Annotated in this window: 15 protein-coding genes; 9 read left to right on the top strand and 6 right to left on the bottom strand. The window is 74.6% G+C overall.

Going from position 1 to position 17,463, the window contains the following annotated elements; all coding sequences use genetic code 11:
• Nucleotides 1-58 precede the first annotated feature (58 nt).
• Nucleotides 59-1,471 carry a phenylacetate--CoA ligase PaaK gene (gene paaK, locus ADL22_RS18580; RefSeq protein ID WP_234430764.1) on the bottom strand — a complete coding sequence of 471 codons (1,413 nt, stop codon included), beginning with the start codon at nucleotides 1,469-1,471 and terminating at the stop codon, nucleotides 59-61.
• Between the two features lie 127 nt (nucleotides 1,472-1,598).
• Here paaK and ADL22_RS18585 point away from each other — a divergent pair, with 127 nt between their 5' ends.
• Complete coding sequence (locus tag ADL22_RS18585) at nucleotides 1,599-2,294, top strand: alpha/beta fold hydrolase (protein WP_066980541.1); 696 nt, start codon at nucleotides 1,599-1,601, stop codon at nucleotides 2,292-2,294.
• 685 nt (nucleotides 2,295-2,979) lie between these two features.
• Nucleotides 2,980-3,624, top strand: a complete 645-nt coding sequence (locus tag ADL22_RS18590) for a chorismate mutase (RefSeq protein WP_066980544.1) — start codon at nucleotides 2,980-2,982, stop codon at nucleotides 3,622-3,624.
• Between the two features lie 22 nt (nucleotides 3,625-3,646).
• Here ADL22_RS18590 and ADL22_RS18595 read toward each other — a convergent pair whose 3' ends face one another.
• Entirely contained in the window at nucleotides 3,647-5,296 is a 1,650-nt protein-coding gene (locus ADL22_RS18595; RefSeq protein WP_066980547.1) for an acyl-CoA synthetase, read from the bottom strand.
• Between the two features lie 164 nt (nucleotides 5,297-5,460).
• Between ADL22_RS18595 and ADL22_RS18600 the strand changes: the two genes are divergently transcribed.
• The 5 genes from ADL22_RS18600 (at nucleotide 5,461) to ADL22_RS18620 (ending at nucleotide 9,844) form a co-directional block, all read left to right on the top strand.
• The gene (locus ADL22_RS18600; RefSeq protein WP_066980551.1) at nucleotides 5,461-6,306 is read left to right on the top strand and encodes a crotonase/enoyl-CoA hydratase family protein; all 846 of its coding nucleotides are present in this window, start codon (nucleotides 5,461-5,463) and stop codon (nucleotides 6,304-6,306) included.
• Between the two features lie 24 nt (nucleotides 6,307-6,330).
• A complete protein-coding gene (locus ADL22_RS18605) occupies nucleotides 6,331-7,281 on the top strand; it encodes a Zn-ribbon domain-containing OB-fold protein (protein WP_066980554.1) in 951 nt (316 codons plus the stop codon).
• Nucleotides 7,281-8,339 (top strand): thiolase domain-containing protein, encoded by a 1,059-nt coding sequence (locus ADL22_RS18610; protein ID WP_066980557.1) that lies wholly within the window; start codon nucleotides 7,281-7,283, stop codon nucleotides 8,337-8,339. The genes ADL22_RS18605 and ADL22_RS18610 overlap by 1 nt, the downstream gene beginning before the upstream one ends.
• A complete protein-coding gene (locus ADL22_RS18615; protein WP_066980560.1) occupies nucleotides 8,336-9,517 on the top strand; it encodes a thiolase domain-containing protein in 1,182 nt (393 codons plus the stop codon). The genes ADL22_RS18610 and ADL22_RS18615 overlap by 4 nt, the downstream gene beginning before the upstream one ends.
• Before the next feature lie 84 nt (nucleotides 9,518-9,601).
• Entirely contained in the window at nucleotides 9,602-9,844 is a 243-nt protein-coding gene (locus ADL22_RS18620) for a DUF397 domain-containing protein (RefSeq protein ID WP_066980563.1), read from the top strand.
• Nucleotides 9,845-9,893: 49 nt separating this feature from the next.
• Here ADL22_RS18620 and ADL22_RS18625 read toward each other — a convergent pair whose 3' ends face one another.
• Together ADL22_RS18625 and ADL22_RS18630 are read right to left on the bottom strand one after the other, a co-directional pair.
• On the bottom strand, nucleotides 9,894-10,607 hold the full coding sequence (locus ADL22_RS18625; RefSeq protein WP_066980613.1) for a leucine-rich repeat domain-containing protein: 714 nt from the start codon (nucleotides 10,605-10,607) through the stop codon (nucleotides 9,894-9,896).
• A gap of 35 nt (nucleotides 10,608-10,642) precedes the next feature.
• Complete coding sequence (locus tag ADL22_RS18630; protein WP_234430765.1) at nucleotides 10,643-11,299, bottom strand: pyridoxine/pyridoxamine 5'-phosphate oxidase; 657 nt, start codon at nucleotides 11,297-11,299, stop codon at nucleotides 10,643-10,645.
• 211 nt (nucleotides 11,300-11,510) lie between these two features.
• On the opposite strand from ADL22_RS18630, the gene ADL22_RS18635 reads away from it, so the two are divergent.
• Complete coding sequence (locus tag ADL22_RS18635) at nucleotides 11,511-12,011, top strand: hypothetical protein (RefSeq protein WP_066980569.1); 501 nt, start codon at nucleotides 11,511-11,513, stop codon at nucleotides 12,009-12,011.
• 94 nt (nucleotides 12,012-12,105) lie between these two features.
• Here ADL22_RS18635 and ADL22_RS18640 read toward each other — a convergent pair whose 3' ends face one another.
• Both ADL22_RS18640 and ADL22_RS18645 read right to left on the bottom strand, forming a co-directional pair.
• A complete protein-coding gene (locus ADL22_RS18640; protein ID WP_066980572.1) occupies nucleotides 12,106-14,121 on the bottom strand; it encodes an N-acetylmuramoyl-L-alanine amidase in 2,016 nt (671 codons plus the stop codon).
• 338 nt (nucleotides 14,122-14,459) lie between these two features.
• The gene (locus tag ADL22_RS18645; protein WP_066980575.1) at nucleotides 14,460-15,587 is read right to left on the bottom strand and encodes an aminoglycoside phosphotransferase family protein; all 1,128 of its coding nucleotides are present in this window, start codon (nucleotides 15,585-15,587) and stop codon (nucleotides 14,460-14,462) included.
• Nucleotides 15,588-15,872: 285 nt separating this feature from the next.
• On the opposite strand from ADL22_RS18645, the gene ADL22_RS18650 reads away from it, so the two are divergent.
• Nucleotides 15,873-17,390, top strand: a complete 1,518-nt coding sequence (locus ADL22_RS18650; protein ID WP_066980577.1) for a hypothetical protein — start codon at nucleotides 15,873-15,875, stop codon at nucleotides 17,388-17,390.
• Nucleotides 17,391-17,463: the final 73 nt, after the last annotated feature.

Raw genomic sequence — 17,463 nt, forward strand, 5'->3', positions numbered from 1 at the left:
GTGCGGTGGGGCTTGGGGCCGGCTACCGGGCCGGGCCGTTGGGACCACCGGCGCCCCGTCACGCCTCCCCTCTGGCGTCCACGATCCGCTTGAACTTCCCCACCGAGCGCTCCAGGGTCTCCGGATCGACGATCTCGACCGCGACGGTGACGCCGATCCCGTCCTTGACGCCGCGCGCGATCCGGCCGGCCGCCGCCGCGCGGTCGTCCGCCGTGGCGTCCGGCCGGGCCTCGGCCCGTACGGTCAGCTGGTCCAGCCGGCCCTCGCGGGTCAGCCGCAGCTGGAAGTGCGGCGCGACCCCGGGCGTCCGCAGCACGATCTCCTCGATCTGGGCCGGGAAGAGATTGACCCCGCGCAGGATGATCATGTCGTCGCTGCGCCCGGTGACCTTCTCCATCCGGCGGAAGGCCGGCCGGGCGGTGCCGGGCAGCAGCCGGGTCAGATCCCGGGTGCGGTAGCGGATGACCGGCATGGCCTCGTTGGTGAGGGAGGTGAGGACCAGTTCGCCGGGCGTGCCGTCCGGCAGTACCTCGCCGGTGATCGGGTCGACGACCTCGGGCAGGAAGTGGTCCTCCCACACATGCAGCCCGTCCTTGGTCTCCACACACTCCTGCGCCACGCCGGGGCCCATCACCTCCGACAGCCCGTAGATGTCCACCGCGTCGATGGCGAAGCGCTCCTCGATCTCCCGGCGCATCTCCTGCGTCCAGGGCTCGGCGCCGAAGACGCCCACCTTCAGCGAGGTGGTCCGCGGATCGATGCCCTGCCGCTCGAACTCGTCCAGGAGGGTGAGCATGTACGACGGCGTCACCATGATGATCTCGGGCCGGAAGTCCTGGATGATCCGCACCTGGCGGCTGGTCATCCCGCCGGAGGCCGGGACGACGGTGCAGCCGAGCCGCTCCGCGCCGTAGTGCGCCCCGAGCCCACCGGTGAACAGCCCGTAGCCATAGGCGATATGGACGGTATGCCCGGGCCGCGCACCCGCCGCGCGCAGCGAACGGGCCACCAGGCCCGCCCACTTCGAGAGGTCCCCCTCGGTGTAGCCGACGACGGTGGGCAGCCCGGTGGTGCCGCTGGACGCGTGCAGCCGCCGGATCCGGTCCTTGGGCACCGCGAACATCCCGAACGGGTAGTGCGCCCGCAGATCGTCCTTCACGGTGAACGGGAAGCGGGCCAGATCCGCCACCGTACGGCAGTCCTCCGGGTGGACCCCGGCCCGGTCGAACGCCGCGCGGTAGAAGGGGACGTGCGCGTAGGCGTGGTGCAACGAGGCGCGCAGGCGGGTGAGCTGGAGCGCGCGCAGGGCGTCCACCGACAGCCGCTCGGCGTCCTCGCACCACTCGCCCCCGCAGACCGATTCGCCCGCCGGACCGCTGGCCAGTCCGTCCGCCGATCCGCTAGCCGGTCCATCCGCCAGCCCGTCCGCCGGTCCGCCGGCCGTCCCTCTGTCCGTAGCCGCTTCCGGCATGGATGATCCCACCGCCTTGCCTCCCTACCGATCATTCGGTAGCCACGTGCCGCCGCTCCAAGTAATCAGCGCGCGGCGAACACGTCAAGAGGCGTGCCCGGCACGGTCCGCGGGTAGCGTCGGGCGCATGGGTGACGTACAGAAGGTGCAGGTCGGTGACGTCCAGCTGGCATACCGCGTCTGGGGCGAGGCGGACGCGCCCCCGGCGGTCCTGCTGCACAGCCTCGGCGAGGACGGTGAGGACTGGCGCGGGGTGGTCGGCCGGCTCGCCACCACCCACCGCGTCCACGCCCTCGACCAGCGCGGGCACGGCCGCAGCGACTGGCCGGGGGAGTACGGGTTCGAGCGCTGGCGGGACGACGCGATCGGCTTCGTGGAGGCCCTCGGCCTCGGCCCGGTCACGCTCATCGGCCACTCGCTGGGCGCCACCGCCGCGCTGCTGCTGGCCGCCCACCGCCCGGATCTGGTCTCCCATCTGATCGCGGAGGAGCCGGCCCCGCCGGTGCCCGCCGACCCGCCGCAGGAGGTCCCGGCGCCGCCGCCCGGTCCGGCGTCCTTCGACTGGCAGGCCAAGGCCGCCGTGGTCGCCGAACGCAACGCCCCCGCGCCGCACTGGCGCACCGCCCTGGCCGCCATCACCGCGCCCACCCTCGTCATGTCCGGCGGCGCGACCAGCCCCATCCCCCCGGACCATCTCGCCGAACTGGCCGACACCATCCCCACCGCCCGCCTGGTAACCATCGAGGACGCCGGCCATCTCATCCACGAGGACCGCCCCGGCGATTACCTGGCCGCGGTGACGTCCTTCCTGGCGGGGGCGTAACGGCGCGCGTCGGCGGCGGCGTAACGACGGCGCGTTAGCGGGGCGTGACGGTGGCGCGTCGGCGGGAGCACAGCCGCGGCGCGTCGGCAGGGCCGAACGGGAGCGCATCGGTGGGGGCGTTAGGGGGCCGCGTCGGCGGGGGTGCAACGGCAGTGTGTGAGCGGCGGCGCAACCGTGACGCGTCGGCGGGGATGCAAAGGCAGCGCGTGGGCGGCGGCGCAACGGTGACGCGTCGACGGGAGCGTTACGGCGGCGCGCCCCGCGCTGCCCACCGGTGCCTGGTGCTGCCCACCGGCGCCCCGCGCTGTCCGCCGGCGCCCCGCGCCCCGAGCCCGGGCCCCCGCCGCAGCCCGGTGCCCAAGCCCCCCCGGGCCCGGGGCCCCGGCCGCAGCCCGGTGCCCAAGCCCCTCGAGCCCAGGGCCCCCGCCGCAGCCCGCTGCCCAAGCCCCCCGGGCCCGGAGCCCCGCCCGCAGCCCGGTGCCCGGGGCCCGTAAGCTCCCCTCTAAGCTCCACCCGACGGTCCCCTCCACGGGAATACCCGGCCCCCTGCGCCGCGTTGAGGCCCCGCAGGGGGGCCACGGGCCCCCTACGGGATCCGTTCGGGCACCCCCTAGGTGCCCCGAAGCGCCCCCGGAGGGGGAGCGAAGTGGCTACGGAAAGGGCCGATGTGCGGGTGACTTCCTTGATGCGCCGAGCGCTGATCGCCGGGACGGCCGCGGCCGTGCTGGCCACCGGGGCCGGGAGCGCCGTCGCGGCGCCGACTCCTGGGACGGCCACCGCCGCCGCCGCTCGAACGAGTACCGCAACTCCAGGTCGGGGAACGGTCGTTGGTGCGCCCGGCGCGTCGGCCGGGCAGCTGCGGGCGCTGGTCGCGCTCGCCGCCGAGCGGCTGGCCACCGCCGACCCGGTGGCCGCCGCCAAGTGGGGCACCGGCAGCCCGATCGACGACCCGGCCCGCGAACAGCAGGTGCTGGCGGACGTGGCGGCGCAGGCCAGGGCGCTGGGCGCCGACCCGGACGCGACGGTACGGGTCTTCCGGGACCAGATCGAGGCCAGCAAGCTCGTCCAGCGCGGGCTGCACCGCCGCTGGACCGCCGATCCGGCGCAGGCGCCCACCACCCGCCCGGACCTCGCCCAGGTCCGCGAGGAGATCAACCGCATCAACGGCGAACTGGTCCGGGCCCTCGCCGCCTCCCCGCGCGCCCGTACCGCCCCCGGCTGCACACCGCGCCTGGCGGCCGACGCGCTCCAGCTGAGCCACCGGCACCATCTCGACGCGCTCCACACGGCGGGGCTGGCCCGCGCCTTGCGGTCGGTCTGCGGCGCGTAAGCCTCCGGGGCCCGCCACCCGCTCACCCCGCGCCGCCGGTTCCCTCCGAACCCCCCACCCCCGCCACCACAGCCTTGGCCCACCGATAATCCGCCTTCCCGCTGGGCGAGCGCTGGATGTGGTCGGTGAAGACGACGGTGCGCGGGACCTTGTAGCCGGCCAGCCGGGTGCGGCAATGGGACTGGATTGCGGCGAGGTCCAATGAACCCGTCCCCGGCCGGAGTTGGACCACGGCGGCGACCCGGTTGCCCCAGCGGTCGTCCGGGACGCCGGCCACCAGCGCGTCGTAGACGGCCGGATGCGCCTTCAGGGCCTGTTCGACCTCCTCCGGATAGACTTTCTCGCCGCCGGAGTTGATGCACTGCGAGCCCCGGCCCAGCACCGTCACCACGCCCCGCGCGTCGACGGTCGCCATATCGCCGAGCAGCACCCATCGCTCGCCGTCCGCCTCGAAGAACGTCTCGGCGGTCTTGGCCGGGTCGTTGTAGTAGCCCAGCGGTACGTGGCCGCGCAGGGCCAGCCGGCCCACCTCGCCGACCGCGACCGGGCGGTGATCGGCCGGATCCACCACCGCCGTACGGGAGTTGACGCTGATCCGGAACCCCTTCTCCGGGCCTGAGTCGTCGGTGGCGGTCCCGTTGAAACCGGACTCCGACGACCCGAAGTTGTTCAGCAGCAGCGCGCCCGGCACCAGCGCGGCGAACTGCGCCCGGACCGTCTCCGACAGGATCGCCCCCGAGCTGCTGACGCTCAGCAGCGAGGAGCAGTCGGTGCCCTTGAGCGGCCCGGACAGCGCGTCCACCAGCGGCCGCAGCATCGCGTCGCCCACCAGGGAGACGCTGGTGACCCGCTCCCGCTCGATCGTGCGCAGCACCTCCTCCGGCGCGAACTTGCGGTGCAGGACGACCTTCTGGCCGAAGTGGAAGGCGATGAACGCGGTCAGAGTTGAGGTGCCGTGCATCAGCGGGGGCGTGGGGAAGAAGACCAGGCCCTCGCCGCCGGCCGCGACCCGTTCGGCCAGTTCGCCCGGGTGTTTCACCGGCTCACCGGTCGGCGCGCCGCCGCCCATCCCGGAGAAGAACAGGTCCTCGTGGCGCCAGACCACGCCCTTGGGCATACCGGTCGTCCCGCCGGTGTAGATGACCATCCGGTCGTCGGCGGAGCGCGGTGCGAATCCGCGCTCGGGCGAGCCGGCCGCCTCGGCCTCCGCCAGCGGTACGGGCGCGATGCGCGGCTCGGGCGCCCCGGCGGGCGGGGTGCCGACCCGGATCAGATGCCGCAGCTTCGGCGTGCGCGGCAGCGCCCCGGCGACCCGTTCGGTGAACTCCGCGTCGAAGACCAGTGCCACCAGGTCCGCGTCCCGGTAGAGGTAGACCAACTCCTCTTCGACGTAGCGGTAGTTGACGTTGACCGGGACGGCGCGGATCTTCAGGCAGGCGTAGACGGCCTGGAGGTACGGGACGCCGTTGTAGAGGTGCAGGCCGACGTGGTCGCCGGGGCGGACGCCCTGCTCCTGGAGGTGGTGGGCCAGGCGGTTGGCGGCGCGGTCCAGCTCCGCGTAGGTCAGCCGCCGCTCGGCGCCGCTGCCCGGGTGGTCGAGGTGGACCAGCGCCTCCCGGTCCGGGACGGTGTCGGCGATCGACTCGAAGAGGTCGGCGAGGTTGTACTCCATGGCTCCTCCAGACCGGGCGGCGTCGGCTCGGCGGTCATTAGAGCGCCCCCGGGGGGGCACAGGGAAGGGCCCGCACAGCAGAAACTGACACTGCGTCAGAAAAAGCCTTGAACTCGCCGTGCCGCTACTGCAACCTGTTCTCGTTGCCAGACGGGAGGACCCCAATGGGCGGGACCGAACACGCCGCGAGCGCCCCGGTACGGCCGGAGGACGCGGGCACCGAGCACCTCACCGTGGAACGCGCCGGCGCGACGCTGGTGCTCACCCTCAACCGGCCGGAGGCGAAGAACGCGCTCTCCCTGCCGATGCTGGTCGGCCTGTACGACGGCTGGCTGGCCGCCGACGCCGATGACACCATCCGCTCCATCGTGCTGACCGGCGCCGGCGGCGCCTTCTGCGCCGGGATGGACCTCAAGGCGCTGGCCGGCGACGGGATGGCCGGCGGAGCGTACCGGGAGCGGCTGCGCGCCGACCCCGACCTGCACTGGAAGGCGATGCTGCGCCACCACCGCCCGCGCAAACCGGTGATCGCCGCCGTCGAGGGCCCCTGCGTGGCCGGCGGCACCGAGATCCTCCAGGGCACCGACATCCGGGTCGCCGGCGAGAGCGCCACCTTCGGCCTCTACGAGGTGCGGCGCGGCCTGTTCCCGATCGGCGGCTCCACCGTCCGGCTGCCCCGCCAGATCCCGCGCACCCACGCGCTGGAGATGCTGCTCACCGGCCGCCCCTACCCGGCACCGGAGGCCGCCCGGATCGGCCTGATCGGCCGCGTCGTCCCGGACGGCACCGCGCGGGACGCGGCCCTGGAGATCGCCGAGCGGATCAACGCCTGCGGCCCGCTCGCCGTCGAGGCCGTCAAGGCGTCCGTCTACGAGACCGCCGAGCTGACCGAGACGGACGGACTCGCCGCCGAACTCGCGCGTGGCTGGCCGGTGTTCGACACCGCCGACGCCAAGGAGGGCGCCCGCGCCTTCGCCGAGAAGCGCCCCCCGGTCTTCCGGCGCGCCTGACCCCACCAGCCCCAGGAGCCCCGCATGTCAGAGGTCCTCACCGCGCCGCTCGTCGTGGAATTCCCCTTCACCCGCTCCCTCGGCCCGGTCCAGAGCGCCTTCCTCACCGGACTGCGCGAGCGCACCGTGCTCGGCGTCCGGGCCCGCGACGGCCGGATCGTCGTCCCGCCCACCGAGTACGACCCGGTGACCGCCGACGAACTCAGCGACCTGGTCGAGGTCGCCCCGGCCGGCACCGTCACCACCTGGGCCTGGAACCCGTCCCCGCGCCGCGGCCAGCCGCTGGCCACCCCGTTCGCCTGGGTCCTGGTCCGGCTCGACGGCGCCGACACCGCCCTGCTGCACGCCCTGGACGCCCCCGGCCCCGACGCCGTACGCACCGGTATGCGGGTCCGGATCCGCTGGGCCGCCGAACGCACCGGCGCGATCACCGACATCGCCTGCTTCGAACCGGCGGACCGGGACGCGCCGCCGGCCGCCGCGCCCACCCCGCACACCGGCCGGTTCGCGGACCCCGTCACCGGCATCACCGCCCCCGCCCGGCTCGACTACACCTACGCCCCCGGCCGCACCCAGTCCCGCTTCCTCCAGGGCCTCGCGCAGCGGAAGACCCTCGGCGAACGCTGCCCGGCCTGCCGCAAGGTCTACGTCCCGCCCCGCGGCGCCTGCCCCACCTGCGGCGTCGCCACCGGCGAACAGGTCGAGGTCGGCCCCCGCGGCACCGTCACCACCTTCTGCATCGTCAACATCAAGGCCCGCAACCTCGACATCGAGGTGCCCTACGTCTACGCCCACATCGCCCTGGACGGCGCCGACCTCGCCCTGCACGCCCGGATCGGCGGCATCCCCTACGACCAGGTGCGGATGGGCCTGCGCGTCGAGCCGGTCTGGACCGACGGCGCCCGCTACCCCGACCACTACCGCCCCACCGGCGAGCCCGACGCCGACTACGACAGCTACAAGGAGCTGATCTGATGTCCGAGCCAGTGCCCGGCCCGGTACGCGGCCCGGCGCGCGAGGTCGCCGTCGTCGCCTTCGCGCGCAGCGAACCGGTCGCCGACAGCGCCGACACCTCCGAGGTCGAGATGGTGATGCCGGTCCTCCACGACGTCCTCGCGCAGACCGGCCTCAAAGCCCGCGACATCGGCTTCACCTGCTCCGGTTCCTCCGACTACCTCGCCGGCCGCGCCTTCTCCTTCACCATGGCGCTGGACGGTGTCGGCGCCTGGCCGCCGATCTCCGAATCCCATGTGGAGATGGATGGCGCCTGGGCGCTGTACGAGGCATGGGTGAAGATCCTCACCGGCGAGGCCGACACCGCGCTGGTCTACGCGTACGGCAAGTCCTCACCCGGCGACCTCCGCGAGGTCCTCACCCGCCAGCTCGACCCCTACTACCTCGCCCCGCTGTGGCCCGACTCGGTGGCGCTCGCCGCCCTCCAGGCCCAGGCGCTGTACGACGCCGGACTCACCGGCGACCGCGAACTGGCCGCCATCGGGGCCCGCAGCCGGGGCGGCGCGGACACCGGGCCCGGCCGGCAGGTCGTCGGGCCGTTGCGCACCGGCGACTGCCCGCCGGTCGTCGACGGCGCCGTCGCGGTGGTGCTGGCCGCCGGCGACACCGCCCGCCGGCTCACCGGCCGCCCGGCCTGGATCCGCGGCCTGGACCACCGCATCGAGGCCCACGGCCTGGGCGTCCGCGACCTGACCGACTCGCCCTCGACCCGGCTCGCCGCCGAACGCGCCGGGGCCTTCGACGCCCCCGTGGACCTCGCCGAACTCCACGCGCCGTTCAGCTCCCAGGAGGTCGTCCTGCGCCGCGCCCTGCGGCTCGACGACCCCGGGTCCACCGTCCGGATCAACCCGTCCGGCGGCGCCCTGGCCGCCAACCCCGTGATGGCCGCCGGTCTGATCCGCGTCGGCGAGGCCGCCGCCGCCATCCGGCGCGGCGAGTCCGACCGCGCCCTGGCCCACGCCACCTCGGGTCCCTGCCTTCAGCAGAACCTGGTCGCCGTCCTGGAGGGGGAGCGATGAGCGGTACCGCGTCCGCGAAGGAGCCGGTGGCCGTCGTCGGCATCGGCCAGACCAAGCACGTCGCCGCCCGGCGCGATGTCTCGATCGCCGGACTCGTCCGCGAGGCCGCCCAACGGGCGCTGGAAGACGCCGAGTTGAGCTGGGCGGACATCGACGCCGTGGTGATCGGCAAGGCGCCGGACTTCTTCGAGGGGGTGATGATGCCGGAGCTGTACCTCGCCGACGCGCTCGGCGCGGTCGGCAAACCGATGCTCCGGGTGCACACCGCCGGTTCGGTCGGCGGCTCCACCGCCCTGGTCGCGGCCAACCTCGTCGCCGCCCGGGTGCACCGCACCGTCCTCACCCTCGCCTTCGAGAAGCAGTCCGAGTCCAACGCGATGTGGGGCCTGTCCCTGCCGATCCCGTTCCAGCAGCCGCTGCTGGCCGGCGCCGGCGGCTTCTTCGCCCCGCACGTCCGCGCGTACATGCGCCGCACCGGCGCCCCGGACACCATCGGCTCCCTGGTCGCCTACAAGGACCGCCGCAACGCCCTGAAGAACCCCTACGCCCACCTCCACGAGCACGACCTCACCCTGGAGAAGGTCCAGTCCTCGCCGATGCTCTGGGACCCGATCCGCTACTCCGAGACCTGCCCCTCCTCCGACGGCGCCTGCGCCATGGTCCTGACCGACCGCACCGGCGCGGCCCGCGCCCCGCACCCGCCGGCCTGGGTGCACGGCGGGGCGATGCGCAGCGAGCCCACCCTCTTCGCCGGCAAGGACTTCGTCTCCCCGCGGGCCGGCCAGGACTGCGCCGCGGACGTCTACCGGCAGGCCGGGATCACCGACCCGCGCCGCCAGATCGACGCCGTCGAGATGTACGTCCCGTTCTCCTGGTACGAACCGATGTGGCTGGAGAACCTCGGCTTCGCCGAGGAGGGCGAGGGCTGGAAGCTCACCGAGTCCGGCGCCACCGCCCTCGACGGCGATCTGCCGGTCAACCCCTCCGGCGGGGTGCTGTCCACCAACCCCATCGGCGCCTCCGGCATGATCCGCTTCGCCGAGGCCGCGCTCCAGGTACGCGGCCGGGCGGGCGAGCACCAAGTGGACGGCGTACGGCGGGCGTTGGGGCACGCCTACGGCGGCGGATCGCAGTTCTTCGCCATGTGGCTGGTCGGCGCCGACGCCCCCACCGGCTGACCCCGGCCCCGTCCGCACGTCCTCTGTCCGTCCCCGGGCCCAGTCGTTACCCTGGCCCGGACGACGACCGGGAGGAGCGGTTACGTGGCCGACAGCATCACCGACCAGCGGCTCGCGGGCGGGCCCAGGCCCCAGCTCGACCTGACCGAAGCGGAGTGGCGGACGAGCACGCGGGGCGTGGGCGGGGATGTCCAGATCGCCTTCGTCGAGGGCTATATCGCGATGCGCAACGGCCGCAGCCCGGAGATCCCGGCGCTGATCTTCACCCCGGCGGAGTGGCGCGGCTTCGTCCTCGGCGCCCGGGAGGGCGAGTTCGACCTGACGTGACCTGAGCTGACCTGACGCCGCCGGCCCGGACGCCCGCCCCGATCCGGCGTCAGGTGAGCACCACGCAGCCCCGGTCCCGCAGCGCCCGGACCGGGGCCGCCGCGTCGTCCACCGCGTTCCACCGCAGGTCCAGCTTCTCCAGCGACGGCAACGCGGCCACCCACCCGGGCAGTCCGGCGATCCGGTTGCCGCGCAGATCCAGCCACCGCAGCCGCGGCAGCCCCCGCAGCGCTCCCGGCACCGCGGGCAGCGCGTTGTCCCGCAGCTCCAGCACCCGCAGCTCCGCCAGCTCCCCGACCCCGGCCGGCAGCGCGGTCAGCGCGTTGCCCCCCAGCCACAGCTCCCGCAGCCGCCGCAACCGCCCCACCGACCCCGGCAGGGCGCTCAGCCGCGCCCGCTGCACCCGCAGCTCCACCAGCCCGGCCATCGCCCCCAGCCCCTCCGGCAGCCGCCCGAGCGGATTGTCCCCGGCGTTGAGGTACGCCAGCCGGTCCAGCCGGCACACCGCGTCCGGCAGGGCGGTGAGCCGGTTGTCGTGCACGTAGAGGTAGCGGGTCAGCGCACCGGCCAGCGCGCCGATCTCCTCCGGGAGCGCGGTGAGCGCGTTGTGGCCCAGGTCCAGGGTGTGCAGCCGGCGCAGCCCGGCGAGCCCCGCGCCGGGCACCTCGGTCAGGTGGTTGTCCGCCAGGATCAGCACCTCGCAGTCCGCCCGCCGCCAGACCTCCTCCGGGACCGCCGCCAGCCCGGCCCGCCAGTGGTCGATCCGCCGGTCCGCCGCGGTAGCGCCCGCCGACCCGCTCACGGCCACAGCAGCTCCTTCGTCCACCCCGCGCCGTCCCGGCGGTACCGCAGCCGGGTGTGATCGCGGTCCCGGGAGCCCTGCCAGAACTCCACCTCCTCGGCCCGCACCGCGTACAGCGTCCACTCCGGCGGGACGAGGCCGGGGTCGCGGGCCAGGCGCTCCGCGGCGCCGGCCACCGCGGCGTCCCGTTCGGCGAGGGAGGCCAGCGGGCGGCTCTGCCGGCCGAGCAGCGCCTCGGCGCGCGCCCCGGCGCTGCGGGCCAGGAAGTCGGCGGCCGACCGCTCCGCGCTCTCCGGGACCACCGGCCCGCGCACCCGCACCTGGCGGGCGAGCGGCTGCCAGTAGAAGGTCAGCGCGGCGTACGGCCGGGCGGCCAGTTCGCGGCCCTTGCCGCTGGCCCGGTGCGCGGCGAACCGCCAGCCCGCCGCGTCCACGTCCTTCAGGATCAGCGTCCGGGCGGACGGATCGCCGTCCGGGCCGGCGGTGGCGAGCGTCATCGCGTGCGGTTCGGGCACCTGCGCCCGGATGGCGCCCAGCAGCCAGTCGGTGAACAGCGCGACCGGGTCCCCGGGCGTCTCCGCCGGATCGAACACCGGCAGCGGATCGGCCGCGAACACCGGCAGATCGCGGAGCAGTTGACGGAGATCGGCCACGGTTCCCCCTTGATGGCGCTCGGCTGCCCGCGACCGTAGCATCCGGGATGCGTGGCATGCCCGCGACAGGGCGCGTGCCGTGGCCCGCGGTCACCCTCCGCACGGACCGGCCGCCGCACCCGCCGCACCCGGCTGACCAGGCCACCCGTACGCCGCCGCCCGGTGCGGACGTCCGCGCCGTCCGCCGGGCCGGGCCACGTACGATGGCGGCATGTCCTTCCTCCGCCGCCGCAGCGCAGCCACGCCCGCCGGTCCAGATTTCGACGTACTCGCCATGGACCCGGGGGACTGGCCCGGGAATCTCGGGGCCGGGCTGCTGCCCGCGCCGGACGGGAGCTGCCAGGGCGTCTTCCTCCGCTACGACCTGTTCGGCGGCCGCGGCCCGGCGATGATCATCGGCAATCTGCCGGAGGGCTCCCCGGCCCGCGAGGTCGAGGAGGGCCAGGTGCCCTTCGAGGTCGCCCAGCTGCTCGCCGCGCTGGAGAACGACGAGCCGGTGACGGTCGTGGAGACCGAGGACACCCCGGTGATGCACCAGGACAACCTCCTGATCGTCAAGCGCGTCAAGTGCTCCGAGAGCCGGATCTCCTGCGTCCAGTTCGACCGCAGCGACGGCGTCCTGGTCACCATCGCAAGCTGGGACCGCCCGATCACCGACGACCTCTACGCGCTGCTCAAGCCGCTGCCCGCGGAGCTGTTCCAGCAGGGCTGACGGGGCAGGGCCGGCCTGCGGAGGGCGGCCGCGCACGCCCGCGCGCCCGGTGGCGGTCCCGAACCGCCACCGGGCGCGCGGCGTCCCACTCCGCCTACGACTCCGAGGGCCGCACGTCCACGTCGGCCGCCCGCACATAGCCGACCCGGTGCCCCACCTGGATCTCGTAGTACACGTCCTCGCCCCGGACCACCGCGTGCCGGGCGATGTCGAACGTCGGCGCGTAGAGGTAGTCCGCGCGCACCTTCCCGCCGACCGCGTACCGCTGGCCGGACAGCAGCCTGTACGGCAGCGGCGTGACCGACTGCACCGGCACCTGCGACGGGTACGCCTCCTTCTCCGGATAGGCCCGCCCGTACACCGGGATCTCCGCCCGGCCCGCCTTCGGCGTCGCCACCAGGCCCTTGGCGTCCACCGCCGTGGGGTGCGACCGCGGGTTGCGGAACCACGCCTGCTGCCCCAGATACCAGATCGCCGTCCAGTCACCGGACCGGCCCGCCACCGCGAACCGCTGCCCGGTCGTCGCCCGCGCCGCGGTGTCGTTCACCCCGGTCGTGGTCGCCGCGCCGTCCGGGTGCAGCCCGATGTCCTGGATCAGCGGCGCGCTGTCGCTGGGCGCGGTGTGCAGCCGGACGGCCGTGGACCCGTGCTCCGGGCACGGCGTGCCCGCCTTCTCGCAGCCGGTGTAGACCGGGCGGTTGCGGTCGTACGACGGCCGGATGGTGACCAGCCCGCCGTCCGGGCCCGCGGTGCGCCGGAACGGGTGGCCCAGCAGCGTGAAGTAGTGCGCCCAGTCCCAGTACGGCCCGGGGTCGGTGTGCATCCCCGGGATCGTGCCCGGCGTCGTGCCGGGGACGTTGTCGTGGCCCAGGATGTGCTGCCGGTCCAGCGGGATCCGGTACTTCGCCGCCAGGTACGTCACCAGCCGGGCCGACGTCCGGTACATCGCCTCGGTGTACCAGGCGTCCGGCGCGGCCAGGAACCCCTCGTGCTCGATGCCGATCGAGTGCGCGTTGACGAACCAGTTCCCCGCGTGCCAGGCCACGTCCTTGGTCGGTACGTGCTGTGCGATCAGCCCGTCGGCGGACCGGATCGTGTAGTGCCAGGACACGTACTTCGGGTCCTTGATCAGCCGGAGGGTGGTCTCCCAGGAGCCCTCGGTGTCGTGGATGACGATGGTGTCGATCCGCTGGTCCTTCGGCCGGTCGGCCAGATCGTGGTTGCCGTAGTTGGTGCCGTTGTCGTACTCCTCGTAGGGCGCCGGCCAGGACTCGCAGGCGACCGACCAGGGGCACTCCAGCGCCCCGGGGCCGCCGGGCGCGGCGGCGCGCTGCGCGGTGGCCGCGCCGAGACGTTTCTCCTGGGCGGGGTCGGCGGTCAGCCGGGGCGCGGCGGCCAGCGTGACCCGCTGCCCGGCGTCCGTGACGCGGCTCTCTCCCTGCCGCATCACCGAGAAGACGTCCCGGGCGAACGCCGCCCCGCTGCGCGCATCGTCCTGGCCGCCGTAGCGCGCCACCGCCGCGTACCACCGCGCCGGATCGGCGCTGGCCGGCAGGCCCAGCGCGCGCTGGTGGGCGGCGAGCAGCGCGGCGCCGCCGAGCACGTTCGCCGCCGGATCGGTCCGCAGCCGCTCCGCCGGCAGCCCGGTCAGCTTCGCCGCCTCCGGCAGCGTCCGCAGCCGTTCGGGCAGCCGGTCGGGCAGCACCGCCCGCCGGGCCGCCGGGCGCGGGGTGGCGCGGACCGGCCGGGCGGAGTCGCCGCGCGCGTCCTCGCCGTCCGCGCCGAACTCCGGCGCCCGCGCCACGGCCGTCCGGGCGTCGGTCAGATGCATCGGCCCGTAGCCGCCGGAGACACTGGGCGCGCCCCCGTGGCCGTCCCACCGGGACTCCAGGTACGCGACGCCGAGCAGCACACCGCGCGGGACGTGGTAGCGGGCGGCGGCGTCGCCGAAGGCCCGCTGGAGCGCGTCGGACCGGGGCTGCCCGGCGCCCGCGGACGGGGCCGCCGCGACCAGCGGCACCAGCAGCGCCGCCGCGGCGAGCGCGGTGGCGGACCGGCGCGGCGCGCGGCGGCGGGTTCTTGACGCGTCGTCAGGGGCGGATCCTCGCAAAACAGCCTCCTCAAGCCGGCCCGAGCCGGGGCGGTGTGACGGTGGTGTGCCAGGGCCCGGCCGATGCGCCTGCGCACCGGACGGGCCGCTGCCGTGCGGGAGAACCCGAGACTAAGCCCCCGATCGGGCCGAGAACCATAGGTGTGCCGACGCGTCGTCAGTCTCCGCGCGCGGTCGGGTTTCCGCATGTCAGGGCAGCACCGCCAGGAGCCTTCCCGGACCGGGCCCGGGACCTGCGGGGCGTCAGTGGAATGGACCAATACGGCGGTGAGCGGCGCGCCCGCACCGGGCCGCGCCGCTCACCGTCATCCCCGGGGTGCCGCCGCACCCCTCGCGGATCAGCGGGTACCCACCGCCGCCCGCACCGCCCGCCGCGCCATCTGCGCGTCGTCGTGCAGCCTGCGCAGCAGCAGCCGCTGCTCCTCGCCCGCCGCGGGCCCCCCGGGCTGCCCCGGGACGGCGGCCGGCGCGGGCTCCCGCATCGTCCGCTGCACCGCGGTCTCGTACCGCCGGATCTCCCGGGTGAGCACCAGCATGAGGTTCACCAGGAAGGCGTCCCGGGCCGTGGTGCCGGCCTGCTGGGCGAGCTGGCTGATGTGCCGGCGGGCCGCCGGCGCCTCGCCGAGCACCGTCCACAGCGTCGCCAGGTCGTAGCCCGGCAGATACCAGCCCGCGCTGTCCCAGTCCAGCAGCACCGGCCCGGTCGGCGAGAGCAGGACGTTGTTCAGCAGCGCGTCGCCGTGGCAGAACTGGCCCTGGGTGTGCGCCAGCCCGTGCAGCAGCTTCTGGAGGTCACCCAGATCGCGGTCGGTGAGCAGCCCCAGGTCGTGGTAGCGCCCGATCCGGCCCGCGTAGTCCAGCGGGGCGTCGAACAGCCCGGCCGGCGGGCGCCAGGCGTTCACCCGGCAGATCGCCCCCAGCGCGGCCCGCACATCGGCCCGCGGCGGCGCCTCGGCGGGATGCCGCGCCAGGGCCGCCACCCGGCCCGGCATCCGCTCGACCACCAGCGCGCAGCTGTCGGGGTCGGCCGCCACCAGGCGCGGCACCCGGACCGGCGGACGGTGCCGGACGAACGCCCGGTACGCGCTTATTTCCTGCCGGAAGCTGTCCGCCCACGCGGGGGAGTGGTCCAGTAAACACTTCGCCACCGCGCTCATCCGGCCGGTCGTCCCCAGGAGCAGTACGGTCTTCCCGCCGCGGCGCAGCACCTGGACCGGGTTGAAGTCCGGACAGATCCGGTGCACCGAGGCGACGGCGGCGCGCAGCTGGGCGCCCTGGGGGCCGGACAAGTCGAGTCTCCCGCTGAGCGGTTGGCTGCCCGGCCCCGGCGCCCGCCGGTTCCGGCCGCCCGGGAGCCCGGGCACCGCCCCCGGGGAAGGGGAGGGAGCCGGATACGGCCCGCTCCCCGCGGGATGCGGGCGGTACGTCCGGGCGGGGGCGGTCACGGCGGACGATGCTGCATACATGGGTGAGACAGATCCCTTCGTGCGCCGACGAGTTGCGTGCGTCCCCGGTCCGGCGGCGGGAACCCGTGAACGGGTCCCGTACGGACGGCCGGTCCACAGGTCCCCGTGCAGGGCGCGCACCCTGGGGAATGCGGTCCCGCCACCGGGCCGGGGGCTGCACACCTACCGAACACGCGGGTGCGGGTGGCAGACCATCTGGCGGACCCTGGCGAACCCTGGCGAATGCTCGCCGCCCATGTCAGCGGCCGTTACTGTCAACTCAGTCGAGGAACCTGGGGGCTTGACGTGAGCAGGGAGCCGAACACCCGTCTCGCGGACCTTTTCGGCCTGGCCGGCTGGTCCAAGGGCGAACTGGCGAGACTGGTCAACCGGCAGGCGGCGGCCATGGGCCATCCGCAGCTGGCGACCGACACCTCGCGGGTCCGGCGCTGGATCGACATGGGCGAGACGCCCCGCGATCCGGTGCCCAAGGTACTGGCTTCGCTGTTCACCGAGCGCCTCGGCCGTGTCGTAACCATCGAGGACCTCGGGTTCGCCCGGACCGGTCGCGCGGGGAAGCGCCAGGCCATGGACGGTCTGCCGTGGGCGCCCGAGCGGACCGCTGCGGTCCTCACGGAATTCACGGGAATGGACCTCATGCTCAATCGACGCGGCTTGGTGGGGGTGGGCGCGGCGCTCGCCGCGGGCTCCGCACTCACCGGCGCCATGCACGACTGGCTGCACACCGACCCCGCCCCGACCGCCCTCCGCCACGACGAGCTCGCCGGCGAATCCCTGTACGACCTCGACCAGATCGGCCTCGACCGCTACGAGGCGGCCCCCGTGGGCTCCCAGGAGATCGACGCCCTGGAGCACTCCGTCGAGGTCTTCCGCCGCTGGGACGCGGCCCGCGGCGGCGGCCTCCAGCGCAAGGCCGTGGTCGGCCAGCTCAACGAGGTCGGCGGCATGCTCGCCTACCGCCACCCCGAGCACCTCCAGCGCCGGCTGTGGGGGGTGGCGGCCAACCTCGCGGTGCTGGCCGGCTGGATGTCGCACGACGTGGGCCTGGAGCCCACCGCGCAGAAGTACTTCATCATCGCCGCGCACGCGGCCCGCGAGGGCGGCGACCGCCCGCGCGCCGGCGAGGCGCTGTCCCGCGCCGCCCGCCAGATGGTCCACCTCGGCCGCCCGGACGACGCGCTGGACCTCATGAAGCTGGCCCAGTCCGGCTCCGGCCAGGAGACCCTGCCGCGCACCCGCGCCATGCTGCACACCATCGAGGCGTGGGCGCACGCCTCCAAGGGCCACGGCCAGGCGATGCGCCGCACCCTCGGCGAGGCGGAGGAGCTGTTCGTCTCGGACCGCGGCGACGTCCCGCCGCCGGCCTGGATGCAGATGTTCGACGAGGCGGATCTGCACGGGATGCAGGCCCTGGCGTTCCGCACCCTCGCCGAACACGACCCCTCGGCCGCCAAGATCGCGCAGAATCACGCCAAGAAGGCGCTCCAACTGCGCAAGAGCGGTCACCAGCGGTCGCAGATCTTCGACTACCTCTCGATGGCCTCGGCCTGCTTCATCGGCGACGACCCCGAACAGGCCGACCGCTACGCCCGGTTGGCGCTGGTCTCCATCGGGGAGAACTCCTCGCACCGCACCTGGGACCGGCTGCGCGAGATGTTCCGGCTCACCGGCCAGTACGCCGGCTGCGGCCAGATCCGGGAGCTGCGCGAGGAGTTGCAGCAGGTCCTGCCGAAGCAGAAGCCGAAAGGTAAGGCCGCGACGCTGGGCCCGGGGACGGGCGTCGGTGCCAATTTCCTGGTCTGACGCCGCCTGGTCCGACGCCACGTGGTCCGGCACTGCCCGGTCCGACACGTCCGGACGGGGCGGGCGGCCGGCT

It is taken from the genome of Streptomyces sp. NRRL F-4489, from assembly GCF_001509485.1.
Classification (GTDB): Bacteria; Actinomycetota; Actinomycetes; order Streptomycetales; family Streptomycetaceae; genus Streptomyces.